19 protein-coding genes and 1 pseudogene are annotated in these 26,421 nt (G+C 53.0%); 11 read left to right on the forward strand and 9 right to left on the reverse strand.

All coding sequences use genetic code 11. The features are described from left to right. Positions 1-52: 52 nt before the first annotated feature. The 5 genes and pseudogenes from AWM70_RS01330 to AWM70_RS01350 all read left to right on the forward strand — a co-directional run bounded on the left by AWM70_RS01330 (position 53) and on the right by AWM70_RS01350 (position 10,026). The gene (locus AWM70_RS01330; RefSeq protein ID WP_068693684.1) at positions 53-634 is read left to right on the forward strand and encodes a TetR/AcrR family transcriptional regulator; all 582 of its coding nucleotides are present in this window, start codon (positions 53-55) and stop codon (positions 632-634) included. Between the two features lie 59 nt (positions 635-693). Next, positions 694-2,886, forward strand: coding sequence for a YhgE/Pip domain-containing protein (locus AWM70_RS01335; RefSeq protein ID WP_068693686.1), 2,193 nt, complete (start codon positions 694-696; stop codon positions 2,884-2,886). 631 nt (positions 2,887-3,517) lie between these two features. Further along, a pseudogene (gene gltB, locus AWM70_RS01340) lies at positions 3,518-8,114 on the forward strand (glutamate synthase large subunit). A gap of 243 nt (positions 8,115-8,357) precedes the next feature. Continuing rightward, positions 8,358-9,263, forward strand: a complete 906-nt coding sequence (locus tag AWM70_RS01345) for an ABC transporter ATP-binding protein (RefSeq protein WP_068693688.1) — start codon at positions 8,358-8,360, stop codon at positions 9,261-9,263. After that, on the forward strand, positions 9,256-10,026 hold the full coding sequence (locus tag AWM70_RS01350) for an ABC transporter permease (protein WP_068693690.1): 771 nt from the start codon (positions 9,256-9,258) through the stop codon (positions 10,024-10,026). The genes AWM70_RS01345 and AWM70_RS01350 overlap by 8 nt, the downstream gene beginning before the upstream one ends. Before the next feature lie 143 nt (positions 10,027-10,169). Here AWM70_RS01350 and AWM70_RS01355 read toward each other — a convergent pair whose 3' ends face one another. The 7 genes from AWM70_RS01355 to AWM70_RS01385 all read right to left on the reverse strand — a co-directional run bounded on the left by AWM70_RS01355 (position 10,170) and on the right by AWM70_RS01385 (position 18,247). Then, positions 10,170-11,348 (reverse strand): response regulator transcription factor, encoded by a 1,179-nt coding sequence (locus AWM70_RS01355; RefSeq protein ID WP_068693692.1) that lies wholly within the window; start codon positions 11,346-11,348, stop codon positions 10,170-10,172. Beyond that, positions 11,345-13,117 carry a sensor histidine kinase gene (locus AWM70_RS01360; protein WP_068693694.1) on the reverse strand — a complete coding sequence of 591 codons (1,773 nt, stop codon included), beginning with the start codon at positions 13,115-13,117 and terminating at the stop codon, positions 11,345-11,347. Before AWM70_RS01360 ends, AWM70_RS01355 begins: the two co-directional genes overlap by 4 nt. A gap of 84 nt (positions 13,118-13,201) precedes the next feature. Further along, entirely contained in the window at positions 13,202-14,041 is an 840-nt protein-coding gene (locus AWM70_RS01365; protein WP_068693696.1) for a carbohydrate ABC transporter permease, read from the reverse strand. Between the two features lie 18 nt (positions 14,042-14,059). Further along, positions 14,060-14,953, reverse strand: coding sequence for a carbohydrate ABC transporter permease (locus AWM70_RS01370; protein WP_068693698.1), 894 nt, complete (start codon positions 14,951-14,953; stop codon positions 14,060-14,062). A 94-nt stretch (positions 14,954-15,047) separates the two neighbouring features. Continuing rightward, positions 15,048-16,391 carry a sugar ABC transporter substrate-binding protein gene (locus AWM70_RS01375; protein WP_068693700.1) on the reverse strand — a complete coding sequence of 448 codons (1,344 nt, stop codon included), beginning with the start codon at positions 16,389-16,391 and terminating at the stop codon, positions 15,048-15,050. A gap of 370 nt (positions 16,392-16,761) precedes the next feature. Beyond that, the gene (locus AWM70_RS01380; protein WP_068693702.1) at positions 16,762-17,163 is read right to left on the reverse strand and encodes a bactofilin family protein; all 402 of its coding nucleotides are present in this window, start codon (positions 17,161-17,163) and stop codon (positions 16,762-16,764) included. Between the two features lie 58 nt (positions 17,164-17,221). Further along, complete coding sequence (locus AWM70_RS01385) at positions 17,222-18,247, reverse strand: M23 family metallopeptidase (RefSeq protein WP_068693705.1); 1,026 nt, start codon at positions 18,245-18,247, stop codon at positions 17,222-17,224. A gap of 184 nt (positions 18,248-18,431) precedes the next feature. Between AWM70_RS01385 and cls the strand changes: the two genes are divergently transcribed. Beyond that, positions 18,432-19,862 carry a cardiolipin synthase gene (gene cls / locus AWM70_RS01390; protein ID WP_068700248.1) on the forward strand — a complete coding sequence of 477 codons (1,431 nt, stop codon included), beginning with the start codon at positions 18,432-18,434 and terminating at the stop codon, positions 19,860-19,862. Between the two features lie 18 nt (positions 19,863-19,880). Here cls and ligD read toward each other — a convergent pair whose 3' ends face one another. Continuing rightward, positions 19,881-20,771, reverse strand: a complete 891-nt coding sequence (ligD, locus tag AWM70_RS01395; RefSeq protein ID WP_068693707.1) for a non-homologous end-joining DNA ligase — start codon at positions 20,769-20,771, stop codon at positions 19,881-19,883. A gap of 164 nt (positions 20,772-20,935) precedes the next feature. Between ligD and AWM70_RS01400 the strand changes: the two genes are divergently transcribed. Further along, entirely contained in the window at positions 20,936-21,883 is a 948-nt protein-coding gene (locus AWM70_RS01400; RefSeq protein ID WP_068700250.1) for an ATP-dependent DNA ligase, read from the forward strand. Between the two features lie 22 nt (positions 21,884-21,905). On the opposite strand, the gene ku is transcribed toward AWM70_RS01400, so the two are convergent. Further along, the gene (ku, locus tag AWM70_RS01405; protein WP_083180083.1) at positions 21,906-23,006 is read right to left on the reverse strand and encodes a non-homologous end joining protein Ku; all 1,101 of its coding nucleotides are present in this window, start codon (positions 23,004-23,006) and stop codon (positions 21,906-21,908) included. A 298-nt stretch (positions 23,007-23,304) separates the two neighbouring features. On the opposite strand from ku, the gene tsaE reads away from it, so the two are divergent. The 4 genes from tsaE (at position 23,305) to tsaD (ending at position 26,274) form a co-directional block, all read left to right on the forward strand. Further along, on the forward strand, positions 23,305-23,784 hold the full coding sequence (gene tsaE / locus AWM70_RS01410; protein ID WP_068700252.1) for a tRNA (adenosine(37)-N6)-threonylcarbamoyltransferase complex ATPase subunit type 1 TsaE: 480 nt from the start codon (positions 23,305-23,307) through the stop codon (positions 23,782-23,784). A gap of 2 nt (positions 23,785-23,786) precedes the next feature. After that, positions 23,787-24,611: a tRNA (adenosine(37)-N6)-threonylcarbamoyltransferase complex dimerization subunit type 1 TsaB gene (tsaB, locus tag AWM70_RS01415; protein WP_068693709.1), complete on the forward strand. Its 825-nt coding sequence runs from the start codon at positions 23,787-23,789 to the stop codon at positions 24,609-24,611. Positions 24,612-24,622: 11 nt separating this feature from the next. Then, complete coding sequence (gene rimI / locus AWM70_RS01420; RefSeq protein ID WP_068693711.1) at positions 24,623-25,156, forward strand: ribosomal protein S18-alanine N-acetyltransferase; 534 nt, start codon at positions 24,623-24,625, stop codon at positions 25,154-25,156. Positions 25,157-25,266: 110 nt separating this feature from the next. Further along, positions 25,267-26,274 carry a tRNA (adenosine(37)-N6)-threonylcarbamoyltransferase complex transferase subunit TsaD gene (tsaD, locus tag AWM70_RS01425; protein ID WP_068700254.1) on the forward strand — a complete coding sequence of 336 codons (1,008 nt, stop codon included), beginning with the start codon at positions 25,267-25,269 and terminating at the stop codon, positions 26,272-26,274. Positions 26,275-26,421: the final 147 nt, after the last annotated feature.

Below are 26,421 nucleotides of genomic sequence, written 5' to 3' on the forward strand. Positions count from 1 at the left end.
CGAATTTGAAATTCGGTCAGTTTAGTTTATTTCAGAAAGAAGGGGGAGAGCGATGCCTGCCATAGACCGCCGCAAACAGGTGCTGGATGCGGCCGCCAAATCTTTTTCACTATTCGGATACAAGGCGACGACAATGGATCAGGTGGCCAAAATAGCGAACGTCGGAAAAGGGACGATTTACACCTTTTTTGCCAACAAGGAAGAGCTGTTTGATGAAATTCTGCGCTCGGTCCTGGCGGAGATGAAGGCCGTGGTGCTCCGAGAAATTCATGAGGATCAGACCTTCTTCGACAAGCTGTACAAAGGGCTCGATGTGCTGCTGGATTTCCGCAGTGAACACGGTTTGCTGGTCAAGCTGGCCCAAGAGGTCCGCGATTTCGGGACGGTCCAGGCACAGGAAGCAATGCAGCGTGTGGAGAATGTGATTCTCGATTATATCGAACGTCAGGTTGTCTATGCGGTTCAGCAGGGGGAAATGAGGGAGACTGATCCGAAGGTTGTTTCCTTTATTATGCTGAAGCTGTACATTGCGCTCAGTCTTGACTGGAGCAAGCAGCACGAACCTCTGGATAAAGAGGAGATCAAGCAGTATTTCCGCATTATTTTGGGCGAAGGTTTTGCCCTCCGGGCCTGAGGACCGGGAAAAAGACCGTACAAAGTATAAAAAATTGGAGCAAAGGAGAGGAGCCTGTCATGAAGGCGTTATCTGTCTTTCTGAAAGACTTGAAATTCGGCGCGAAGAAGCCGCTGAATATCATTTCGTTTATTGCCGTGATTTTTGTGCCTATTCTGTACAGCGGCATGTTGATTGCAGCCTTCTGGGATCCCTACGGCCATCTTGATAAACTGCCTGTAGCAGTAGTCAATATGGACAAAGGGGCCGAATATGAAGGCAACTCCTTGCATATCGGTTCCGACCTGGTCGATGAACTGAAGAAGAACAAGGAATTTGACTGGAAGTTTGTCAACGAGCAGGAAGCCGAACAAGGGATTGCCGACAACAAATATTATATGAAGATTACCATTCCGGAGAATTTCTCTTCCCAGGCGACAACCTTAATGGACGATAATCCTCAGCCGGCCGAGCTGATCTACGAGCCGAACGGGGATTACAACTTCATTGCCGGCCAGATCGGCAACAGTGCTGTTAAGGACATCAAATCCCAGGTCTCCGCGAAAGTGACGGAAGCCTACACGGAAAGCCTGCTGGGTAAAGTGACCGATCTTTCCAGCGGCCTGGCCGATGCCGGCAGCGGAGCAGGCGATATCCATGATGGAGCCAGCAAGCTGGAGGACGGTACAGCCAAGCTGAAAGAGAATTTAAATAAACTGGTGCAAGGAACAAACGAGCTCAGCAGCGGTTTAAGTCCGCTGGCGAAGGGCGTCAGCAAGCTTAACAGCGGAGCCAAAGACCTGGCCAGCGGCACTTCAACTTTGGCAGGCGGTCTGGATCAGCTGAGCGCAGCGCATAAGCAGCTTGAAAGCGGAACAGCCCAAGCGGTTGACGGTGTAAATCAGCTTTCAGACGGGCTGAAGCAAACCCAGGCCGCGGATGGTCAAATTAATCAGGGCATCCATTCTGCGCTGGAAGGCAGCCAGAAGCTGCAGCAGGGTCTGCAGAGCTCGGTAGACAGCACCGGTCAGCTGGTGCAGGGGGCTAGCGGTGTGGCAGCGGGGCTGGAGCAGCTGCTTAAAGCAAACCCTGAGCTGGCTCAGAATGCCGATGTGCAGAAGCTGCTGGCAACCAGCCAGGCTGTTGCCCAGGGGACTCAGAAGCTGCAGGAAGGGCAGAAGCAGCTGCTTGAAGGCAGCAACCAGCTGGTGTCCGGCAATCAGCAGCTTGCGACTGGCAGCGATCAGGTTGTAAGCGGACAGGAGCGGCTGGTGCAAGGCGCGGCTAAGCTGCAGGCCGCAGGTCCGCAGCTGGCGCAGGGCATGAGCGAGTTCGGCAAGAAGCTTGCCGAAGCAGCTTCCGGCGGCCATCAGGTGGCAGCCGGGGCCGGGCAGCTGGCAGCGGGGACAAATACGCTGCAGCAAGGCGTAGCGAAGCTCGGCGGCGGCGTCAATCAGCTCGCCAGCGGCTCCAAGCAGCTGGATGAAGGCGCCGGCACCTTGAAGAGCGGCATGGAGGATCTGGTCAGCGGCTCAGGCGAATTGGCCAGCAAGCTGAACGATGCCGCAGATCAGACCGCTCAAGTGAAAAGCGGCGATGATGTGGTCTCGATGTATGCCAAGCCTGTAGACGTGAACGAGAACGACAGCCGGAAGATCAGTAAATACGGTACCGGCATCGCGCCCTACTTCCTGTCTCTTGGTTTGTTCGTAGGGGCGCTGCTTTCTACAATTATCTTGTCGCTGAGAGGGACCTCTGTGGAGGGAGCCACGGCTTGGCAGCGTTTCGTCAGCCGGTTCCTGACCTTTGGAGCGATGAGCCTGTTCCAGTCGCTGGTTGCGGCGTTTATCGTACACAGCATTGTGGGACTCGAGGTAGCCAGCGTACCGCGCTTTTACCTGTTTACCTTCATCAGCAGCTTCACATTTATGATGATCATTCAAGCTATTGTGACATGGCTGGATCAGCCAGGACGGTTTGTAGCCATTCTGCTTCTGATCTTCCAATTGACTACAAGCGGCGGCACCTTCCCGGTAGAGCTGCTTCCGGACTGGATGCAGCCGATTCATCCATGGCTGCCCATGAGCCATTCGGTAGCAGGCTTCAAAGGGGTTATTGCCAGCGGCGATTTCAGCCTGATGTGGAGCCAGCTAGATCTGCTTCTGATCTATGCGGTTATTTTCGTAGCTCTGACTTTGCTTTATTTCGTTACACATACGCCTCGTGAGACGTCTGTATCGACCCAGAAAGAGCAGACCGCGGCGTCCGTTTAACCCAGCTGAAAAGCTGAGGCAACCACAAGCTGTTTCAAGTCCGATTCCGGATTTGGAGCAGCTTGTTTGCGTTTAGGAAGTTCTTCGGAAGGGCTGATAGCGCCTATTTTAGGAAGCGGAGCGAATTGTACATTGGCTGAATATATATAAAAAATACTTTTATATAGGCACTTCCCCACAAATAAAGCGCTGTCAATTTGTTAGGTTTGAGTCATGTAATATAACATAAACTTGTCTTTGATGGCTGGTCAATTGGATCTAAGAGCTATTTTACGTTAAATAAATGTTAGGTATTAAAGGTTTGAATGAATAAACGGTTGAAATAGCATAAATATACAGAAAAATTGTATAAATTATTCATTCAAAAATAAAATCACGTTATTATATATGACGTGGATGATGACCGGAAGAAATAACTTCCATCGCCGGTCATAAAAAAACTTTTTTAGATCATAAAAAGTTTGTATTATCCTCTTAAGCTTTGCAGTGCTAAAATATTAAAACTAATAGGATTCCACGCTGAATATTTATGCATGAACGTTTGGTTCCTGAATATCGTTAACCCTCTTTGATTCTAATAGATTTTGTCTCCTGATTTGGAAGAAATAACGTACAGAAAGGTTGCATGAGTATGAAACATACTGACATTCCCGCTAGACAGGGTCTGTACGATCCGACGTTTGAAAAAGACGCCTGCGGCATGGGTTTTGTGGCCCATATTAAAGGCCGCGCTTCCCATGACATTGTTACCCAGGCTTTAACGATGCTGGTCGCCATGGAGCACCGCGGCGGACAGGGCAGCGAACCAAACTCCGGAGACGGAGCGGGGGTTCTTCTGCAGATTCCGCATCGTTTTTTTTGCCGAAGAATGCGAAGCGCTGGGCTTCCATCTTCCTGAGCCGGGCCAATACGGTGTCGGCATGATTTTTCTGCCGCATGATGAGGAAGTCCGCGCGAGACAGGAAAATCGCCTTGCCGAAATTGCCCGGGAAGAAGGGCAGGAGGTGCTTGGCTTCCGTACGGTGCCGACTTACGATGAAATGCTCGGCCAAACCGCGAAGGCGGCCAAACCTTACGTCCGGCAAATTTTTATCAAACGCAGCAAAGGGCTCAAGGCGGATATCGACTTTGAACGCAAGCTGTATGTAATCCGGCGCAGAGCCGAGCTGGACATTCGTTATGGAGGAGCAGAACTCGGCGATCAGTTCTACATGCCAAGTTTGTCCTGCCGCAAGATCGTTTATAAAGGCATGCTGACAACGGAGCAGGTTGGCCAGTTCTATCTGGACCTGCAGGATTCCAGGCTGGAATCGGCGATTGCGCTTATTCACTCCCGCTTCAGCACGAACACCTTCCCAAGCTGGGAAAGAGCGCATCCGTACCGCTTCATGATCCACAACGGCGAAATCAATACACTGCGCGGAAACGTAAACTGGATGCGTGCCCGCCAATCCCTGTTCGAAAGCGACGTGTTCGGGGATGATCTGGAGAAGGTCAAACCGGTCATCAATCCGGATGGTTCGGATACGGGCATGTTTGACAATACGTTTGAATTTTTGTACTTGGCCGGGCGCTCTTTGCCGCATGTCGCGATGATGATGGTGCCGGAGCCATGGAACAACCACAGCAGTATGCCTGAAGAGAGAAAAGCTTTCTACGAATACCACAGCACCCTGATGGAGCCATGGGACGGCCCTGCGGCAATGGGCTTCACCGACGGCATTCAGATCGGCGCGATTCTGGACCGGAACGGTCTGCGTCCATCCCGTTATTACGTAACGAAAGATGATCTGATCGTGTTGTCCTCGGAAGCAGGAGTGCTTGACATTCCGCCGGAAAATATCCGCCTGAAGGACCGCCTGCGTCCCGGCCGGATGCTGCTGGTGGATACCAAAGAAGGCCGGATCATCTCCGACGAGGAAGTGAAGCAGCAAATTGCCGCGGAGCATCCGTACCGCGACTGGCTGGATGAGCACCTCATTACGCTGGAAGAGCTGCCTGAAGCGCCTGCAATGCCGGAGCCGGATCATCATAACGTGACCCAGCAGCAGCTTGCTTTCGGCTACACGTTCGAAGAGCTGCGCAAGGTGCTTGAACCGATGGCCCTTACAGGCCAGGAGGCTATTGCCTCCATGGGCTATGACGCTCCAATCGCGGTATTATCCGACCGCCCGCAGCGGTTGTTCAATTATTTTAAACAAATGTTTGCCCAGGTTACCAACCCGCCGATTGATGCCATACGCGAGGAGCTGGTGACCTCGACCTGGACGACGGTAGGTCCGGAACGCAACCTGCTGAATCCGGAGCCGGAAAGCTGCAGACAGATCCGGCTGGAGACGCCGATTCTTTCCAACGAGGAATTCGCGAAGCTGCGCCACGTGCATCGTCCGGGCTTCCGTTCGATGACGATCCCGATCCTGTTCCCGGCGTCCGAAGGCGCGGAAGGTCTTCGTCAAGCGGTTGCTACGCTGTGCGAAGCGGCTGACCGGGTCATCGACAAAGGTCATAATGTGCTGATTCTGTCCGACCGCGGCGTGGATGGGGAGAACGCGGCTATTCCTTCGCTGCTGGCTGTGTCCAGCCTGCACCATCACCTGATCAAACGGGAGACCCGCACGAAGGTTACGATTCTGCTGGAGTCCGGCGAACCGCGCGAAGTGCACCATTTTGCGCTGCTGCTCGGCTACGGCGTCAGTGCGGTCAATCCGTATCTGGCGTTTGAGACGATCCGCGATATGATCGCGCAGGGAATGATCACCGGGCTTTCGGTGGAGAAAGCGATTCGGAACTACATTAAGGCGGCGACCAAAGGGGTCGTCAAGACGCTTTCCAAAATGGGGATTTCGACCATTCAATCCTACCGCGGCGCGCAGATTTTTGAAGCTGTCGGCCTGAAAGAGGAATTTGTGGACAGCTACTTCACCTGGACGCCGTCACGGATCGGCGGCATCGGCATCGAAGAGGTGGCGATGGAGAATCTGGCCATGCACTACCGGGCTTTTACCGACCAAAGCGGACGCGACGATGTGCTGGATACCGGAGGCGAATACCAGTGGAGAGCGGATGGCGAAGAACACCTGTTCAACCCGCAGACCGTTCATTTGCTGCAGCAGGCCGTGCGGACCGGAGATTATAACCTGTACAAGAGATTCGCGAAGCTGGTGGAAGGGGAGAACGAACGTCATTTGACGCTGCGTTCCCTGCTCAAGCTGAAGCCGGTCGGACCTAAGGTGCCGATCGAAGAAGTGGAGTCCGCCGCTTCCATTATGAAACGCTTCAAGACAGGGGCAATGTCCTTCGGCTCGATCAGCAAGGAAGCGCACGAAACCATTGCCATCGGCATGAACCGGATCGGCGGCAAGAGCAACACCGGCGAAGGCGGCGAGGACCCTGCCCGCTATATTCCGGATGCGAACGGCGATTCCCGGCGCAGCGCAATCAAACAGATTGCATCCGGCCGTTTCGGTGTAACGTCGCATTATCTGGTCAATGCGGATGAAATTCAGATTAAGATGGCTCAGGGCGCTAAACCGGGCGAAGGCGGTCAGCTGCCTGGACGCAAGGTTTACCCTTGGGTAGCCGAGGTACGCGGCTCTACGCCGGGCGTAGGCCTCATCTCTCCGCCGCCTCACCACGATATTTATTCGATTGAGGATTTGGCGCAGCTCATTTACGATATGAAAAATGCCAACCCGCGAGCACGCATCAACGTGAAACTAGTATCCGAAGCGGGTGTAGGCACGATTGCGGCCGGCGTGGCCAAAGGCCGTGCGGACGTGATCCTGGTCAGCGGTTATGACGGCGGCACAGGCGCTTCCCCGCAAAGCTCGATCCGCCATGCGGGTCTGCCTTGGGAGCTGGGCCTTGCTGAAACGCATCAGACACTGATGCTCAATAAGCTCCGCGACCGCGTCGTACTGGAGACGGACGGCAAAATGCTGAACGGACGCGATTTGGCGGTTGCTGCGCTGCTCGGCGCCGAAGAATACGGCTTCTCCACAGCGCCGCTGGTTGCGGTTGGCTGTATTATGATGCGGGTGTGCCAGCTGGATACCTGTCCGGTCGGCGTAGCCACCCAAAATCCGGAGCTGCGCAAGAACTTTACGGGCGATCCGCAGCACATTGTGAACTTTATGACCTTCGTTGCCGAAGATCTTCGTGAATGGATGGCGGAGCTTGGCTTCCGCAGCCTGAATGAAATGATCGGACGCACCGACTGCCTGGATACCAATGAAGCGATTGATCATTGGAAGAAAAAAGGCGTCGACCTGTCCGGCTTGCTGCATATGCCGGAGGTTCCGGAAGGCTCCGCGCGCTACTGCACGCGCCAGCAGAATCATGGCATCGAAGAGACGCTGGATTACAAGCAGCTGATTAAAGCTGCTGCGCCTGCCCTGGAGCGGGGCGAAGCGGTAAGCGCCAGCTTCCCGATTACCAACGTTGACCGGGCAACCGGCACGCTGCTCGGCAGTGAAGTGACGCGCAGATACGGCGCCAAAGGGCTGCCTGAGGATACGATCAGCTTCCACTTTGAAGGTTCGGCAGGACAGAGCTTCGGAGCGTTTGTGCCCCGCGGTATGACGTTGTCCGTTGAAGGCGATGCGAATGACTATACCGGTAAAGGATTGTCCGGCGGCAAGCTGATCGTGAAGCCGTCGCCGAAAGCAACCTTTGCTCCGGAAGAGAACATCATCGCCGGCAACACCTCTTTCTACGGGGCAACTGGCGGCGAAGGCTATATCAACGGCATCGCCGGAGAACGGTTTGCGGTCCGCAATTCCGGAGCCAACATCGTAGTAGAAGGTGTGGGCGACCACGGCTGCGAATATATGACAGGAGGCCGTGTAGTCGTGCTGGGCGGCACCGGCCGCAACTTCGCGGCGGGCATGTCTGGCGGCATCGCTTATGTATACGATCCGGAAGGAACGTTCCTTGACCGCTGCAACCTGGAAATGGTGCTGCTGGAGCGGGTAGAGGAAGCAGCGGAGCAGGAGGAGCTGCGCAAGCTGATCAGCCGTCACGTTCTGTATACGGACAGCAAGATCGGCCGCAAAGTGCTGGACAGCTGGTCCGAGTCGCTGCCGCAATTTGTACGTGTCATTCCGAAAGACTACAAACGGATGCTCGAGCAGATTCGCAAAGTCCATGACGACGGACTGCAGGGCGAAGAAGCGCTGCTGGCTGCCTTTGAAGCGAATATGCGCGAGATGGCCAGAGCGGGCAACTGATGATCTGATATTGAGCTGATGATCGCACTAACCGAATTGAATGGAGTACAGATGAAAGGCCGGGCAAAAGGATGGTTTCCTTGAACCCGGCCTTTATTTTTTACAATTCCAGGGGAAGATTGGACAACGTTCGACTGTTCGGCAGCCAAATGGAAAGTGTAAATTTGCTGGATGTGATACAATTAAGGAAAATACTGCCTGAATGAGGGTTGTATAAGTAAAAGATGAGGAGTGAGCCCCACAATGAGCCAACAACCGGTAGTCCGGATTAAAGGCGTCAGCAAGAAGATTGGCAGCAAAACGCTGATCGACAATTTGAACCTGGAAATCCCCGCTGGTCAGGTTTATGGATTCCTGGGTCCAAACGGAGCCGGGAAAACGACAACCATCCGAATGATGGTCGGGCTGATGTCAATCAGCCAAGGCGATATCTATGTCGGAGATTCAAGTGTCAAAGAGGATTTTGAAGGAGCTATGAAACAAATCGGGGCTATTGTCGAGAACCCCGAGATGTACAAATTTCTGACCGGCTATCAGAATCTGCTGCATTATGCCCGCATGAGTCCCGGCGTGACCAAAGCCCGGATCGATGAAGCTGTTGCCCGCGTCGGATTAACCAATCGGATTCACGAGAAGGTCAAAACTTATTCCCTTGGCATGCGGCAGCGGCTTGGCGTGGCCCAAGCGATTCTGCACCGGCCCAAGCTGCTTGTGCTGGACGAGCCGACCAACGGCCTGGATCCCCAGGGCATTCGGGAGCTGCGCGACTATCTGCGCGAGCTGGCTCACCAAGAGGGAACAACAGTGTTTGTCTCCAGCCATTTGCTTGCTGAAATGGAATTGATGTGTGATACGGTTGCCGTTATTAAGCAGGGCAAGCTGGTGGATGTGAAATCGCTGAGGGAAAATGCCGAAACCAGCAAACAGGAAACCGCGTTTGAAGTGGACAAGCCGGAGGCAGCAGCGGCTATAGCCGGTGCGGGCCGCTTGGAAGGTTCGCTGCTGATCGTAACAGCGGACAAGGAAGAGGTAGCGGAGCTTAACGCCCGGCTGGCAACCGCAGGCATCCGTATTTATGGCATTCGTACGCTGACTCGCTCGCTGGAGGATCAATTTTTGGAAATGACGGGAGGCGGTCAAATTGGGTAACTTTCTCCAATTGATAAACAACGAAAATATGAAGATTTACAGGCGCCTTCGGACCTGGGTGATGATGGGCCTGGTGATATTGATTCCGGCACTGATTGCCGTATTGATGAAGGTCAGCATGAACAATGAACCGGGTCCTTGGGACATGTTCTCGGAGCTGACGGTTATGTACGTGCTGGTCTCCATTTTTTCAGCGGTTATCTTTGCAGACATTGTGGCTTCGGAATTTGGCTGGGGTACGATCAAACTGCTGCTGATCCGTCCATGGAAGCGGGGGAAAATCCTGCTGTCCAAGCTCCTTGCCGGCATTTTATTTTCCCTGCTGCTGACGGTTCTGTTTATGGCGGTCGATTTTATTCTTTCCTTTGCGCTCTTTCACGGCACTTCAAGCAGCAGTTATCCTGGAGGGCATTCCGCGTTCTCTTACAGCATGGAGATGCTGCTGTACCGGTACGTCGATTTAATGGTGATCTGCATCTTTGCTTTTATGCTGTCAACCCTGTTTAGAAGCAGCGGGATTGCAATCGGTTTGGCGATGTTTATCTTGTTTGCCCGCAACATCTTTCAGCTGCTGCTGGACCCGGAACGTTACAGCTGGGCCAAATATGTATTGTTCACCAATATGGATTTGAGCCGGTATATGCTTGGCAGCGGGACGGCCGGCATGACTTTGGGATTTTCGGCTGTGGTGCTGGCCGTTTATGTGATTGTTTTTCTGGCCGTTTCCTGGATTGTATTCATCAAAAGAGATGTCGCGGCTTAATGCGCTTAACGCGGCTTAACGCAGCTTAATTTGAAGCTAAAGCAATCGGCGTCTAAAGCGCCGTAACAACTAAACCCGCAAGCTCTCCAATTATCAAGGAGCTTGCGGGTTTTATTATCTATCCCTTGCAGATCATTTGCAGATCACTTCGAGCTGCTAATCTGTTTCTGCCTGAACTCGGTTGGAGTCAGACCAAATTTCTTCCGGAACACCTGGGTGAAATGCCGCATGTCCTGATAGCCGATCCGTTCCGCGATTTCCGCAAGCTTGAAGCCCGGGTTAAGCAGCAGCTGTTTGGCATGCTCCAGCCGGAGCGAAATGACGTATTCCTTGTAGCCCTGACCGGTCTTCTGCTTAAACAGCTGACTGAAATAAACCGGATTCAGGAATACAACCGAAGCAATACGTTCCAGGGACAAGTCTTCATTGTAATGCTCATTAATGTACTGAAGGGCCACATCAATTGCGGTTTCTCCGCTGCCCTTCACCGGTTCGGGCAATTTGATCGGAGACGTTTTGCGCATCTTCATAATTATTTGCGGAACCGAACGGATATCGCGATTCTCATCCGAATACATGATTTGGAACGGAACCTTCAGGTAGTGGTTCATATGCTCCTTCAGCTGTGTCTGCAGCTTCTCCAGTCTGCTTGAGTCGGCGGGCGTGAACAGCCCCAGCACGCTTTGCCGGTCATAACTGACCACGAATCCGCCGCCGCAGCGGTCGATCAGCTCGGAGAGCACATTTTCAATAATGAAATGCTCCAGATTCACGTTGCGGTCACCGGCATCAAGCTGGACAAGAATCAAATAGAAGCTTGGGTAATCTTCAATAAAGGGTTCAAGGTTCAGATTGCCGGTATCGAGCCCGGAAGCGAGCCGCTGGAAGACGCCTTCGCGCAGATATTTCAGGTTGGACTTCAGCAGTTCTTCCTCCCGGTAAGTTTCCAGCTCCAGCCGAACCTCATCCTCAAGCTCTTCAATCAGCTCAGCCAGTCTCTTTTTGCCGATCGGCTTAAGCAGATAATCGCGGGCGCCCAGACGGACGGCTTCCTGAGCGTAAGCAAATTCATTATGGGCGGAGATGACCACCCATTTCACATAAGGGTAACGGTGTTTGGACATTCTCATGAACTCAAGACCATTGATGCCCGGCATTAAAATATCGGTTAATACGATGTCGATCCGTTTGCTGCCCAGCAGCTCTGCAGCTTCGGCTGTGGATTCGGCCACGTCCACCTCATGTTCCGGGAATGTCTGAAGAATTGTCCGTTTGATGCCTTCCCGGATTGCGCGTTCATCGTCTGCAATCAGAATATTCACAAGCCTGTTCCTCCTTCCTCCAGCTGTGGCAGCTTAATGATGACCGTTGTTCCTTGTCCGGGCGAGCTTTCAATTTCCAAGCCGGCTTCAGGGCCGTACATATACTGCAATCTTCGGTGCAGGTTGATCAGGCCTATGCCTCCGCTTTTTGCGCCTGTCTCCAGCTCCTGGCCGCCATTCAGAGATTGCTTGAGGCGCCCCAGCACGGGCTGTTCCATGCCGTTGCCGTTGTCCTGAATAATAATTTCCAGGGTGTCGCCTTGCTCTCTGGAATGGACCAGCAGTCTGCCAGGCCGGTCCAAAGCTTCCAGCCCGTGTTTGACCGCATTTTCGATTACGGGCTGCAGAGTCATCTTCGGAAGACGGATATCCATAAGGTTGTCTTCAATTTGAACCTCGACCTGAAGACGGCCCTCCAGTCTCATTTTGATAATGGTCAGATAATGCTGGATCTGCTCCAGTTCCTCCCTAAGCGTCACCTTGGCCCCGGCTTGCCACTGGCTGCTGTAACGGAACATGTGAGACAGGGAAAGCACCACTTCGCCCAAGTTGTCTTGTCCTTTCTCATCCAGCATCCAATAAATCATATCCAGGGTGTTGTACAGAAAATGCGGGTTCACTTGGGATTGGAGAGCATGCAGTTCGGCGTTCTTCTCACTGACCGAAGAAATCTTCACACGTTCGATCAGCTCTTCAATCCGATGGACCATCCGGTTGAAGGAGGCAACAAGGCTGTTGATTTCCATGTAGGAGGTCACATTCACTTCACCGCGAAAATTGCCGATCTCCACCTGTTTCATCTCCCGGATCAGCCGGATGAGAGGCTGGGAGATCGTTCTCGATACCATGGAGGCAATTAAAGCCGACACAATGATCAGAATCGTAATGACGATCAGCAGATAACGCTGCATCTGAACCATTTCGACGTTAAGGTCCTGATTGGGGGTTACACTGGCTACCGCCCAGTCCGAGAAGGGCAGGCTGGAGGCCACGGTAAGCTTTTGTTTGTCCTGCTGCACGACCACATCCTGAGAATCCGTCATAGCAGGCAATTTGGGGGCGTCTTCCCCGGACGTATCGGTTGAGAAAATAACACGGTCATCCTTCGACATCAGATAAACCTGACTATGGGCGCTTAACTTCAGGTTATCGAGCGCGGACAGAATCGGTTTGGAATCCGTCTCATAAAGCACAATGCCGATCGGCTTATGTTCATCCAGATTGTAAATCTGCCGCCCGAAAGCAAAGACGGGACGGCTTTCGTTCTGATCAATCAGCGAATGGGGGAAGACCCCGAGCAGCACCAGCCGGCCGGATGATTCCGTCAGCTCTTTATACCAGTCCTCGAAACGGTAATTCGGGTCAACGATGTTAAAGTAGTTGCCGTAATTATAGATTTTGCCTTTGTTCGTGATGACATGGATGCCGATCAGGTCTTCCCGCGAATAAAAGACTGCGCCAATCATATTGGTGATGGATTGTTCATTGATATATTGAAGTGCCGGTTCATCGGTCGTTTCGCTCAGCACTCGGACCATATCAAAGTTATTGCTCAAGGTTTTGGACAAGCTGTCATAACCTTTGTAAAGCAGATCAAACAACGCTACGGTCTGAGAGACGTTTTTGGTAGATAAGTCGCTGATCTTCTGATGGAACTCAGAGGTTGTTCTGTTGTAGTAGAGCAGACTGACAATCAATAGAATGCCGGACATGCAAAACAAAAACAGCAGAAACAACCTGTGGTGTATGGAATGAATGCCTTTCCTCAAGGAATTACTCCCCCCGTTGTGGTGTTCTGCTGTTTCATTATAATGCGGTTTTGTTGAAAAACAAACCCACTCTGTTAAATTCTGTTAGCCTTTAACCGCACCGGCAACCATACCTTTGGTAATGCGCTCGGACAGGACAAAGTAGATAATGATAACCGGCAGAGCGCCCATAATCAGGAAGGCCCCAATATCGCCGTAGTTAACCGAATATTGACTGACGAATGAGTAGATGCCGAAAGGCAGGGTTTTCCATCTCTCGGAAGAGATAAACGTAGCAGCCATGATATATTCGTTCCAGATATTGATGAAGGTCAGGATACAGACGGTCATCATCGGCGGAGCCGAAATCGGAAGAATGATGCTGCGGAAGATCCGGTAAATGCTGGCGCCATCCACAAACGCGGATTCTTCGATTTCGCCCGGGATGCTTCTCATAAAGCCGGACAGGATGAAGATCGCGATCGGAAGCTGGAAGGCGATGTAAGGCAGAATCAAGGACAATGGCGTATCCAGCACGTGGAAAGCGCCGAATTTCAAGTTCTTGAAGATCAGCATCAGAGGCAGCAGTGTTGCCTGCATCGGAATCATCATACCCATCAGGAAGACGAGCATAACGGCATTGCCGTATTTCCAGCGGAAGCGGGAGATCGCGTAAGCAACCATGGAAGCAAGCAGAATAACAAATACCATGGTGGACACGGTTACCAGCACGCTGTTGCCTAAGTACTGAAGGTAGTTGCCGTTCTCGTAGGCTTCCTTGTAGTTGCCCCACAGGAATTGTTTAGGCAGGGAGAAGAAGCTTCCGCCCAAAATCTCTTCGTTTGATTTCAAGGAATACAGGAACAGCCAAAGCAGCGGGTACAATTGGGTAACGACAGGAATCGCGAACAGAAGATACACGAGTCCTTTTTTTACGTATTTCATAATCGTGATCTCCTTTCCTTATCCTACTTTTTTCTCGATGCGACCAAAAACAAAGTTGATGATGAATGTACAAATCAGACAAACGAGAACGAGGAAGGTCGCGATCGCACTGCCGTATCCATATTTCAGAGACATGAAGGAGTTATTGTACATCAGGGTCGAAATAACGTCCGTTGCGTGCGCAGGACCGCCGCCGGTTACAACCATAACCATATCGAAGGCCTGGAGGGAACCGATAAACGCAAGCACGATCGAAATTTTAAAGATCGGCACTATCAGCGGCAGCGTGATGTAACGGTCTGCTTTAAAGCCCTCGGCGCCGTCAATCTTAGCCGCTTCATAAACTTCCTCCGGCAAGTTCTGAACCCCAGTAAACTGGATCAGCAGGTGATAACCAAAGAATTGCCAGAGCGAAATGATATAGACGAAATAAATGGCGATTTTTGGTTCTGTCAGCCAGCCGTGTTGCCAGCTGTCCAGTCCCAGGGAGACGAGAATGCCGTTCAGCATGCCGCCCATGGACGCCGGATTGTAAATCGTTTTCCAAAGTTGGCCGATGATAACGACCGAAAGAATAACCGGAACAAAATAGATGGAAACCAGGGTGTTTGCTCTTTTTTTAATGAAACGATTCAGCATGATGGCCATAAACAAACACACAGGAATTTCAAGCATGGAAGCTACCGCGTACAGCAAGGTCCGCCGTACGGAAGGCCAGAACACAGGATCATGAAAAAACATCGTTTTGAAGTTATCGAAACCTACAAACTTCGCGGTTGTAATCCCATCCCAGCTAAGAAGGCCGGTATAGAAGGATACGAGAATAGGTACAAACACAAGCACAACGTACAACAGCAGACACGGAAGCACAAACACGGCGATTGTACGGGCCGGAACTTTCAGGACATTCATGGTTTCTCCGCCTCCCTTTATATATATCTTTTCGTAAAAGCAGGATGCGAAGGAGCTTTATCGGCTTCTTCGCATCCGGGGTCAAAAGCCGTTATTATTTGTTGGCTTCAAATGCGGCTTGATGCTCTTTAGCTACAGTTTTGGAATCCACTTTTTGTACAAACAGGTTTTGGATACTGTTCAAGTGAACTTGGGCTACAGCAGGATTCATCGTGTTATCGAAGGCAAGGTCGCCGCCTTTGATGTCATTGAACATAGCCGCGATATCCATGGACAGATTAGAGTAACCAGCTGCTTTCAGGTCCCCGTCCACTTTTTGGCCCAGGCCTACAGCGTTTTTGTATTCAAATTGTTTCTTAGGATAGTTCACGCCGAAGTAGTTCAGGAAATCTTTAGTTTCTTGCAGGTGTTCGCTGTTAGCGGATACGGCAAACGCACTGCCAGGAGCCAGCATGAAATCGTTCAGATCGCCTTTGCCGTCAACTGTAGGGAAGCGGAATGCACCTACTTGGCTGCCTACAGACGAACCGTCGATGGCGCCGGTTTCCCAAGTACCGATGATGAACATCGCAGCTTTGCCGGTTTTGAACAAGTTGCCGCCTGCATTAGCGTCGATGGAAGTTGCGCCATCAGGGAATGCGCCGGCTTGAACGAGATCCTGGAAGCGGTCAACAGCTTCGATGAAGGCTGGATCTTCAAAGGTTTTCTTGCCGTCAACCACGTCTTGCAGGAAGCCAGGGCCGCCGTTTGTACGGAGCAGAATATTCATGAACAGGAAGGAACCGGTCCAGGTATCTTTTTCACCGATAGCAATTGGCGTGATGCCTTTCGCTTTGAGCGCTTTCACGTCGGACAGGAACTCATCAAAAGTGGTAGGCACTTGAGAGATACCTGCTTGCTGGAACAAATCTTTGTTGTAATAAACAACTTCGATGTTGTTGCCGTCCGGAATCGCGTATACATTGCCGTCAAAAGTGTAGTTATCAAGCAGGCCGGCTTGATAAGTGTCTTTCAGACCATTTTGGTCCAGCATATCGTTCAGCGGAGCCAAAAGGCCTGCGTCTACGAAAGGTTTCATTTGAGCAGCAGGGTTAACAATCGTGATGTCAGGTACTTCTTTGGAAGCGGCCTGTGTTTTGAGTTTAACCTTTTGCTGGTCTGTATTCAGGGTGTCGAGTTCGATCTTAACGTTTGGATGCTCTTTCTGATAGCTGTCTACCAGATCATGCAGCGTCTTGTAAGACGGTGTAGTTTGGTCTGGATAAATGTTTTGGAAGGTAATGGTTACCTTCTTGTCGCTGCCGGAGCTGCTGGATCCGCCGTTTGAAGAAGCGGCTCCGGAATTGCTGTTGTTGTTAGCGTTTCCACATGCAGCCAGGCCCAAAGTGAGTGCGCCAGCCAGAACTATAGCTAATGTTTTGAGTGGTTTGTTCGCCATTTTTCAATGCCCCCTAGATTTGTTATATGTCTATTGTTACTTTCTGAAGCGCTTCCATCAAGACGTGAATTTAAGGGATGAGGTTTGTTTTTTTTTAGGTTGTAAAAAGCGCTTTCTATGCAATAAGTCACAGAACTAAAGTGCAAATGAGCAAGTCACGACTAAACATGCGGAACCGTTCCTTGCCAATAAGGTTCCCAGGAATGCGGCATAAGAACCAAGGCAATATAAGGAAAAGGTGGAGGGTTTGCAGCGGGAGATAAGCCCTGAATAAGTCCTAAATAAGTCCTAAATAAGTCCTGAAAAACAAAAACAGATCACCTGCTTAACAGCGGGGTGATCTTTAGAAATGAGAACCTATAAATACAAATTAAACGGTTTCGGCCCCCGTTTGGATGGCGCTTTTGCCCAATGCGGCACGGCCTTCAGCAGCGGGGTGATCCATCCGGGTTTCCCCGTTCAAGCGTCCGCCTTCGGAAATAACGAGGGAGCGGGCGTCAATGTTCCCGACGATATGCCCGTTCTCGAGCAGCGTCAGCCGTCCTTCGGCAACGACATCGCCGAATACTTTGCCTGCGACGATAATGGTTGAACCTTTGATGTTGGAATGGGCTTCACCGCTCGCCCCGATGACCACCTCGCCTGAGCTTTCGATTTCGCCGCGAAAGATGCCCTCAATTCTTATGCCGGACTCGCTGCGGAGAGTTCCTTCCATATCGCTTCCCTGGCCGATAAGGGTATAAGTGTTTTTGTTTGTCTTGGACATTTTCATGAAGCTGCCTCCTTGCTATAGATTTTATGAAAATGGCTTAATGGCTTAATGGCCGGCTTTATTGAATGTAAGGAAGAGGGTTGACCGGTTCTTGTTTCTTCATGACCTGAAAATGCAGATGAGGGCCTGTGCTCCGGCCCGTACTGCCGAGCTTGCCGATCGTTTGGCCTTTTAAAATGCTGTCGCCTTGCTTAACCAGGGAAGAGCTTAGATGCATATACCAGGTTTCGAGGCCGTTGGAATGCCTGATGACAACAAAGTTCCCTCTGGAGCCGTCCCGTTGGACGGAGGTTACAGTGCCTGCAGCGGCTGCATAAACGGGATCACCGGTATTCCCGGCAATGTCGATGCCGGCATGAAAAGCGGATTTTCCGGTGAAGGGATCGCCTCGGTAACCAAAACTGGACGTAATTGTCCGCGAAGGAGTAGGCCATAAAGACGGAGTGGAGGATAACGCCTCCAGTCTGGCTTGGGCTTTGTCCAGCTGGACAGGGACTTGCTTTTGCATCTGATCGATCAGCGAATGGATCGCCTTAAAGTCGTCTTCGGTGTCTTCGATCAGCTTCTCGGTGCCAAGCTGATGGACCGCGATAAACTCGCCGCCTACGGCGTTCTCTCCGGTCCATTGAAGCGTTGAAGGCTTGAGGTCATCGGCGGAGGGGCTGATGGCTCCGGCTGCAGAAGAAGTGCGTACACTCCGTTCGCCGCCGAGAAATTGCTCAAGCTGTTTCTGAAGGGCAGAGACCGTCTGGAGCCGTTTCTGGACGTCCTGGGACTGCCGGGACAAGCTGACGACCTGGCCGCGCAGCCTCCGGAGCGCTTCTTCTTTATCGGAGACAACGGCCTCCATGGCGAGCTGTTTGGAGCTCCATTCCAGCTGCTTTGCTGCCAGCTCCTGCTCCAAACCGGCAATCCGGTCGGCGGACCTGAGCTGAAGGCTGATAATCAAACCGGAGATGGACAAGATCGCGGCAAAAGGGACGAACACCAATATAGGCTTCGGCACATGCAGCTGCCTGACAGGCGACCGGCTTTCCCTGAGCACCAGCAGAGTCAAGCCCTGCGAAGTTCTTGCAGCTCTCATAATGACTCCTTTCCGATCCGTAATAGAATCAAAGCTTGCTTATCCATTATGTATTCTCGCTCAGGCATAAACATGCTATGTTTTCAGATTAATATGCGGGAGTTTAAGTAGAAGCTTAATATGTTGAAGCAAACGAATAAGAAGGCAGCAGGATGGTTAATCCTGATTAGGAGGAGTGATGCTCTTGCTGTGGCTCTTATTTGTACTGATCGCTTTTATTTTTCAAATCGCCACGATTCTGATTCTGGAGTTTCGCAGCGCTCCCAAAACGGTGGCCTGGTTATTTATTTTGTTCTGCGTGCCGTTTATCGGATTTGTTATTTATTATTTTGCAGCCAGGGATTACAAGAACCGGCGCAGGCTCCGGCAGAAAGGGTCGAGACTGTTCAGGGATATGAAGGCGCTTCTTTGGACGCAGTCTCGCATTGTTAAAGACGCCTCAGAAATGCTTCATCCGGATTTTGTCCACCGGGAACGGCTGTTCAAGCTGCTGACGCATTTGTCTGAAAGCCCGATTACCGGCTGCAATGCCACCCGGGCGCTTAAAGATGGGGAGGAGACCTTTCCTTCCATGCTAGAAGCGATGGAACAGGCCCAAGACCATATACATATTGAGTTTTATATCTTCCGCAGCGACATGATCGGCAGCCGGTTCAAGGACGTGATGATTCGTAAAGCGCGGGAGGGCGTGAAGGTGCGTCTGCTGTGCGACGGGCTGGGCAGCGTGAAGCTGAAGAAGCGGTTTATCGGCGAGCTGAAAGAGGCCGGAGTGGAATTTCATTATTTTCTGCCGCCTTGGATCGCTCTGCTGGATAAACGGGTGAACTATCGCAATCATCGCAAGATCGTTGTCATCGACGGCCGAATAGGTTTTATGGGCGGCATCAATATCGGTGATGATTATTTGGGTCTGCATCCCAAAATGGGATATTGGCGGGATACTCATCTGCGGCTAGAGGGGGATGCGGTTTATTTTCTGCAGAATACGTTTCTTGGCGACTGGAAGCTGGCCTCCGGCGAGCAGATCGAAGAGGCCCGCTACTTTCCGGTTCATAACTGCGGAGGCCGCGAGCAGAATCAGATTCTGACCAGCGGACCGGACCAGCACTGGAATGCCATTCAGGAAATGTGGTTTGGAGCCGCCTCCATAGCCTCCGAACGGATCTGGATAACGACCCCCTATTTCATTCCGGACGACGGGATCTTTCAGGCCTTGAAGACCGCAGCGGTCAGCGGCGTTGATGTCCGAATCATCATTCCTTATCATTCCGACAACCGGCTTGTGCATTGGGCTTCCCTGTCTTACGTGGAAGAATTGCTTCAATCCGGCATTAAATTCTATCAATATGCCAAAGGATTTGTGCATGCCAAGGTGATGATTATTGACGATCTGCTGGCAACGGTAGGGTCGGCCAACCTGGATATGCGGAGCTTCTTCAGCAACTTTGAAATGACGGCAATTTTGTTTGATGCTGCTCGGATCAGGGAGCTGGCTGAGCAATTTGAAGAGGACCTGCAGGAGTGCAGGCCCGTGCTGCTGGAAACCTTCCTGAAACGGCCGCGCCGGCAAAAAGCGATGGAGCTGCTGGCCAGACTGCTCTCCCCGCTCCTTTAAAAGCGAACCTCTAACTCCTCATTTATTCAATAAATGTTTTAAGATCAACTCGAGTGATTGAGGAGGGACCTGTTCCAACAGGTCGCCTGTTTGCTTCAGCCTTGCTCCGATGTTCAGCAGATGATAGTCGGAAGGTTTCGGGTTGCGGCGGACCTCGTCCCAGGTTAGCGGCGTGGAGACGCTGGCCGCTTTCTTGGCGCGGGGCGTATAAGCGGAAGCGATCGTTTTGCCGGAATAATGCTGGAGATAATCAAAATAAATCCGGTTCCCCCGGTCCTTCTTCAGCCTCTCGATCGTAAACAGATCGGGATGTTTCTCCGTGACATAACGGGCGACAAAATGCCCGATGGCACGCAGCTCGTCAAAGGTGATTCCATAATGGATGGGTACGATAATCTGTACGCCGGTTGCCCCGGAAGTCTTCGGCACCGACTCCAATCCAAGTGAGGATAGACAATCGCCTACGTAACTCGCCGCCTCCATAATTCTCGGCTCCTCCTCTACGGAAGGATCCAGGTCGATAATCCACTCGCAGGGAAGCGTTTGACCGATATAATGCAGCGAAGGATGGAATTCAATCGAGGCCAGATTGCCCATCCATAACAAAGTAGGCAGGCTGTCGAGCACAACGTAGCGGATGCCTTCATGCTCGGCCGTGGTCACAAAGTCCGGCAGCGGCTGCGGAGCATTTTTCTGATAGAAAAAAGAACCATGGATGCCGCCCGGATAACGAATCGTCGTCAGCAGCCGGTTGCGGCATCTTCGCAGCAGGAACGGGGCCAGCTCGGCCAGCTTCTGCAGATAAATCAGCTTGGTCACTCCGGCTTCTGGCCAAAGCAGCTTGTCCAGATTGGAAATGATGATTTCTTGGCCTTCAATTTGAATGGACCCTTTTACAGCGGCAGGCATAACCGGATAACCCCCCTTGCTCGGATAGGCGGCGGGTTTCGCCGCGGCTTAAGCCTAGAATTCCCCGGTGGAGAAACGTTTATGAGGTCGAACCTGCAAGAATGGAGGGAAGCCCGAAGGGAAATGCTGTAAGAGAGTTTTTTGTAGAAAGCGAGGGAACTCAGGTGGAAATCAAAGCGGTTCAGCCCTTTGAACCTTTAACTACGGAGACGCTGCCAGCCGGCGAGCGCTGGGCCGCCCAGGTCAAGTGGGACGGCGTTCGCATGCTGACCTATCATGACGGAGGGACCAGCAGCAGACTGATTAACCGGAAGGGCAACGAGCGGACCCTTCAATATCCGGAATTTACAGACAGCAGGCCATACTGCAGGGCCCAGTCGTTTATTCTGGACGGCGAGATGATGTCCATCGAAAATAACAAACCTTCTTTCCATGCCATTATGAAACGCGACAGCCTGCGCAAGGCGGACGAAATCCGTTTTGCCGCCGATCGGATCGCCGTGAGTTATATGATTTTTGATCTTTTATACTGCAATGGCGAATGGGTGACCAACCGTCCGCTGGAGGAACGCCAGCGGCTGCTGGAGCAAATCATCGTTCCCGGTGAGCGGGTGCAGCTCTGCCAGAACTATCCGGATGCGGAGCAGCTGTTCGAGGTGATGCGCCAAAATCATTGGGAAGGCGTGGTTTGCAAGGATCTGGACAGTACTTATGCGGTAGGCGGGAAAGATAAACGCTGGCAGAAGAAGAAATTTTTCCGTGATTTATATGCAGCTGTTGGAGGGGTCACTTACCGCGACGGCATCGTAAATGCCCTGCTGCTTGGTCTCTACGACGAGGCGGGAAAATTCCTTTATATCGGACATGCCGGAGCAGGCAAGTTCACGGTGCAGGATTGGCGTTTCCTGACCGCGGAGGCGGAACGCTTGAAGATCCCGAATCGCCCGTTTCACAATGTGCCGGCACGGCTAAAAGGGGCGGCCTGGATGCTGCCGTCCCTCACGGTGAAGGTTGAATATCTGGAATGGACCAGCGGCTGGACGCTCCGCCATCCCGTGCTTCAGAGCCTGGCGGGCGTCAGCCCGGAGCAGTGTACGGTGGAACAGATCTAAGCCGGGTAAGTCTTAAAGCCTGTCAGGAGGACTGCTTTGGTTTTGCGGTTCTGCGCTTGGGTTTGGGCGGTTCGGTCAACGCTGATAAAGCGGCTGGCCTCACAGCGCCCTTGCCCGTGTCTTTCCCGGTTTCAGCCGGAGCTTTCGTTTTGGCTTTGGTTTGGGCCGCCGCGGTCTTGCTTCCAGCTTTGCTGCGGCCGGATGTAGTGCGGGTTGTTCCGGCGGCCCCCGCTTGGGTTCCGGCTTCGGCGCCTGTCGCCCCGGCCGTTTTATCAGCGGATTTGTTTTTTTTGCTTGTCCGGGATGTTCGGGCAGCAGCGGGAGAGGCTGCTGTTCCCGGATCGGTACCGATCGGACGAACGGCTTCAATGCTGGCCTGCAGGGCAGCCATCAGATCAATGACATTCGTCTTCGGTTTGGCAGGCGCAAGGGAAACTTCCTCCCCGGCGACCTTATGCTGGATCAGATCGAGCAGGGCTGCCCGGTAATCATCCGTATATTTCTCAGGTTCAAAGGGAGTGGAGAGCTGCTCGATCAGCAGCTTGGCCATCGTCAGCTCCTTGTCGTTCACCTCTACCTGTTCTGGCAGACCCGGAACCTGGGAGACCGGGCGGATTTCATCCGGATAGAAGATGGTTTCGACAGCAAGGCAGTCGTCCTCCAGCACGCGGATCGCGGCAAGACTGCTTTTGGAGCGGATGGCAATTTTGGCGATGCCGATCTTGCCGGTATCTCTCATCGCCTGAAGCAGCAGGCGGTAAGCGTTGGAGCCCGCCTGATCGGGAGATAAATAATAGGTTTTCTGGAAATAGATCGGATCGATCTCATGCAAATCCACAAAATCGAGAATCGTTATCGTTTTGTTGTTGCGTTCGGCGAGCTGCTCCAGCTCTTCTTTATCAAACAGCACATATTTCCCTTTTTCATATTCATATCCGCGGGTAATTTCATCCCACTCCACATCTTTGTCACAGGAGGGACAACGCCGAACATATGAAATCGGGCTGCCGCAGGTTTTGTGAATATATTTCATGGAAATGTCTTTATCTTCCGTGGCGGAGAACATCTTCACCGGGACATGAACAAGACCGAAGCTGATCGCTCCTTTCCAGACGGTATGCATGGCTGCAACTCCTTTCCGTATAGGCAATCGGCTCCTGCATGAGGAGCTTGCTGCCTTTAGTATGCTTGCCCTATGCTTTATTATTTCAGGGAGTTATCGGTGAAATTCCCTTTCGGCCTGCTGTCCGTCCTTGCGGGACATACGCATGAAATATATAATGGGATAGAAAAATCAGGGCTTTAAACCGTTAAGGTGCAAGCCGGAAATTAGACCCTACTCACTGAAACGCGTCATGGTTTGCGGCTATGCCGCAATCGGCGCCCGTTTCTGCTTGAGCGGAAAGGCGGTAAGCGCGTTGATCAATAAAACATCTGCGCAGCTTGTCTACCGGGCGGGCAGGCTGGAGGATACACAGCGGCTGGCAGCCAGGCTGGCCGGGCTTGCGGCACCGGGGACGGTGATCGTGCTGGACGGCGATCTAGGAGCCGGGAAGACGGCTTTCTCCCAGGCTTTTGCCAAAGCGCTGGCCGTCAAGGAGCAGGTGAACAGTCCTACTTTTACCATTATCAAGGAATACGCAGGCAGGCTGCCTTTTTATCATATGGACGTATATCGCTTGTCCTTGGAAGAAGCTGACGAGCTTGGACTGGATGACTATTTCTTCGGAGACGGCGTAACGCTTGTGGAATGGGGCAGCCTGATCGAGGAGCTGCTTCCGGATTCCAGAATTCATTTATATATGGAAGTTGCGGAGTCCGGGGAACGGCAGATTTATATTTACGGGCAGGGAGAGCCGTATAGGGCCTGGTCGGCGGATCTGAAAGAAAATGGGGTATAACAATGGAACAGCATAATCAAAAAGCCCGTCGTTATCTGGTGATGGACACCTCGACGGCTACGCTTTGCACGGCGGTTATGGACGGCGCGCGGGTGCTTGCCGAAAACAATCTGCTGGCCCAGCGCGGCCATGCCGAACTGCTGATGCCTGCGGTACAGCAGGTCCTGCAGGCGTCGGGCACCTCGCAGCGCGAGCTTGCCGGCATTATCGCCGGTGTCGGACCCGGCTCATATACCGGGATCCGGATTGCCGTAGCAGCCGGCAAAAGCCTGGCCTGGGCGCTTGGCATCCCGGTCGTCGGCATCTCCAGCCTGGAGATGCTGGCGCTCGGAGCCTGGGCGCAGGGCGCAGGCCTGACTGCCGGGGATTTGATCCCGGCAGCGGAAGGGCGCGGCGGCGCGGCGGGGTCTGCGCAAGCCGCCGAATGGGTCGTGCCGCTAATGGATGCGCGGCGCGGCCAGGTTTATACGGCGCTGTTTGAAGCAGCGCCGGGCAGTCTCACCCGCCGGCTCGAGCCGGACGGCATCCGCCTGATGGCGGATTGGACGGGCAGCCTGGCGGCCCTTTGGGCCGCGCTGCCGCCGGAAGCGCGGCCGTCCGTGGTGACGTTTGCCGGCGACACGGACAAACATGCCGCAGCTGCGGAAGCGCTGCGGCCCCTGCTCGGCGATGCGCTGCGCATCGCCGGATACGCGCCGGAGGGCGCGTGGGGCGGGCTGCTGGGCGCGGCCCGGCTGCTTCGCGGCGAACGGGACGAGGCTCATCAGCTTCAGCCGAATTATACCCAACTGACGGAAGCCGAAGTGAACAAACTTCAGGGATTGTAGGAGGGATTGAAATGGAGAGCGAAAATAGCCGGACGAATCAGGCATGCAAGGACGAAATTGTTTTTCGCCCCATGTTGATGGAAGATATTCCCGACATCATGATTATTGAACACGAATCCTTTACCTTGCCCTGGTCGAGCGATGCCTTCCGCAACGAGCTGACGCACAATCAGTTCGCCCGTTACCTGGTGATGGAGCGGAACGGAGCCCCCATCGGGTACGCTGGCATGTGGACGGTGCTGGATGAAGCGCATATTACGAATATTGCCGTGAGGACGGCCCATCGCGGCCAGCATCTGGGCGAGCTGCTGCTCCGCCAGCTGATGACTTACGCCTGGGAGCTGGGGATGATCCGGATGACGCTGGAGGTCCGGGTGTCCAACAATGTGGCGCAATCTTTGTATGAGAAGCTGGGTTTCCGGGGCATTGGCATGCGTAAAGGGTATTATTCGGATAACGGGGAAGATGCACTTATTATGTGGTGTGATTTATCGGACAAGATGAAAGCTGAAGGCGGCAGGGAAGGAAGCGAAACCAAGTGGTAGACCCGGAACTGGATATAAATCCTGTACAATCTGAATCTAAATCTGAATCTGCAAATAGATCTGGGGCGGACCTTCGGGGGCAGCCGGCCGCGGCGTCCGGCGATTGTTATATTCTGGCGGTGGAGACAAGCTGCGACGAAACTTCGGCCTCCGTGGTCAAGAACGGCCGCGAGGTGTTAAGCAACATCATCTCCAGCCAGATCGACACGCACCGTGCATTCGGCGGCGTTGTCCCTGAAGTTGCTTCCCGCAAGCATGTGGAAGTGATTACGCTCATTATGGAGGAAGCGCTTGAGAAAGCCGGAATCAAGCCGGACGCCTTGTCGGCTGTAGCCGTTACTCAAGGACCTGGTTTGGTCGGCGCTTTGCTTGTCGGCGTAGTGGCAGCCAAAAGTTTTGCATTTGCGCTGGACAAGCCGCTGATTGCCACGCACCATATCGCGGGGCACATTTACGCCAACCGGCTCGTCCGCGAGCTGCGTTATCCTTGTGTGGCGCTGGTGGTGTCGGGCGGACATACGGAACTGGTGCTCATGGAACGGGAAGGCCATTTCCGGTTGATTGGCCGGACCCGGGATGATGCCGTGGGCGAAGCTTATGACAAGGTTGCCCGGGCGATCGGCTTCCCATATCCGGGAGGCCCCTTCGTGGACAAGGCGGCTTTGGAATCGCCGGCGGCGGCGGACCTGCCCCGCGTCTGGCTGGAGCCGGACTCTTATGATTTCAGCTTCAGCGGCCTGAAGTCGGCGGTGCTGAATCTGGTCAACCGCAGTAAAATGAAAGGCGAAACGCCGGATTATGGCGCGATCGCCCGCGGTTTTCAGGAATCGGTGATCGAGGTGCTTGTGGAAAAAGCGATCCGCGCCGTGCGTTCCACTTCGGCGCAGCAGCTGCTGCTGTGCGGCGGTGTTGCCGCCAACAAAGGGCTGCGCGCCGCGTTGACGGGGCGCTGCGAGCGGGAAGGCGTGGAGCTGATTATTCCGCCCCTCGCCTACTGCACGGATAACGCCGCCATGATCGGCGCGGCGGCTTATCTGAAATGGCAAAGCGGCGAATATGCCGATTTGAGCCTGAAAGCCGAACCCGGCCTGTCGCTGGAAGCGTGGTCGGTGGAATAATTTCTACACTCGCCCGGGCAGCTTGCGGGCGGGTGTTTTCTTTTTTTGCAAATTGACATCCGCCGGTCGGGACAAGCAAAATAAACAACATATAACAACTGCAGCCATACTGCTGCGTAATTCAAAATCAGAAACAGGAGGAGGGGC

It is taken from the genome of Paenibacillus yonginensis (genome assembly GCF_001685395.1).
In the GTDB taxonomy this organism is placed as follows: domain Bacteria; phylum Bacillota; class Bacilli; order Paenibacillales; family Paenibacillaceae; genus Fontibacillus; species Fontibacillus yonginensis.

What these genes read in the sequence shown, in the direction of transcription:
- AWM70_RS01335 (WP_068693686.1), top strand. Translation starts at nt 694, where the DNA reads ATGAAGGCGTTATCTGTCTTTCTGAAAGACTTGAAATTCGGCGCGAAG.
- AWM70_RS01385 (WP_068693705.1), bottom strand. Translation starts at nt 18,247, where the DNA reads ATGAGAGCTGCAAGAACTTCGCAGGGCTTGACTCTGCTGGTGCTCAGG.
- ligD (WP_068693707.1), bottom strand. Translation starts at nt 20,771, where the DNA reads ATGCCTGCCGCTGTAAAAGGGTCCATTCAAATTGAAGGCCAAGAAATC.
- AWM70_RS01365 (WP_068693696.1), bottom strand. Translation starts at nt 14,041, where the DNA reads ATGAAATACGTAAAAAAAGGACTCGTGTATCTTCTGTTCGCGATTCCT.
- AWM70_RS01375 (WP_068693700.1), bottom strand. Translation starts at nt 16,391, where the DNA reads ATGGCGAACAAACCACTCAAAACATTAGCTATAGTTCTGGCTGGCGCA.
- AWM70_RS01330 (WP_068693684.1), top strand. Translation starts at nt 53, where the DNA reads ATGCCTGCCATAGACCGCCGCAAACAGGTGCTGGATGCGGCCGCCAAA.
- AWM70_RS01370 (WP_068693698.1), bottom strand. Translation starts at nt 14,953, where the DNA reads ATGAATGTCCTGAAAGTTCCGGCCCGTACAATCGCCGTGTTTGTGCTT.
- AWM70_RS01380 (WP_068693702.1), bottom strand. Translation starts at nt 17,163, where the DNA reads ATGAAAATGTCCAAGACAAACAAAAACACTTATACCCTTATCGGCCAG.
- AWM70_RS01345 (WP_068693688.1), top strand. Translation starts at nt 8,358, where the DNA reads ATGAGCCAACAACCGGTAGTCCGGATTAAAGGCGTCAGCAAGAAGATT.
- tsaB (WP_068693709.1), top strand. Translation starts at nt 23,787, where the DNA reads ATGGAACAGCATAATCAAAAAGCCCGTCGTTATCTGGTGATGGACACC.
- rimI (WP_068693711.1), top strand. Translation starts at nt 24,623, where the DNA reads ATGGAGAGCGAAAATAGCCGGACGAATCAGGCATGCAAGGACGAAATT.
- ku (WP_083180083.1), bottom strand. Translation starts at nt 23,006, where the DNA reads ATGCATACCGTCTGGAAAGGAGCGATCAGCTTCGGTCTTGTTCATGTC.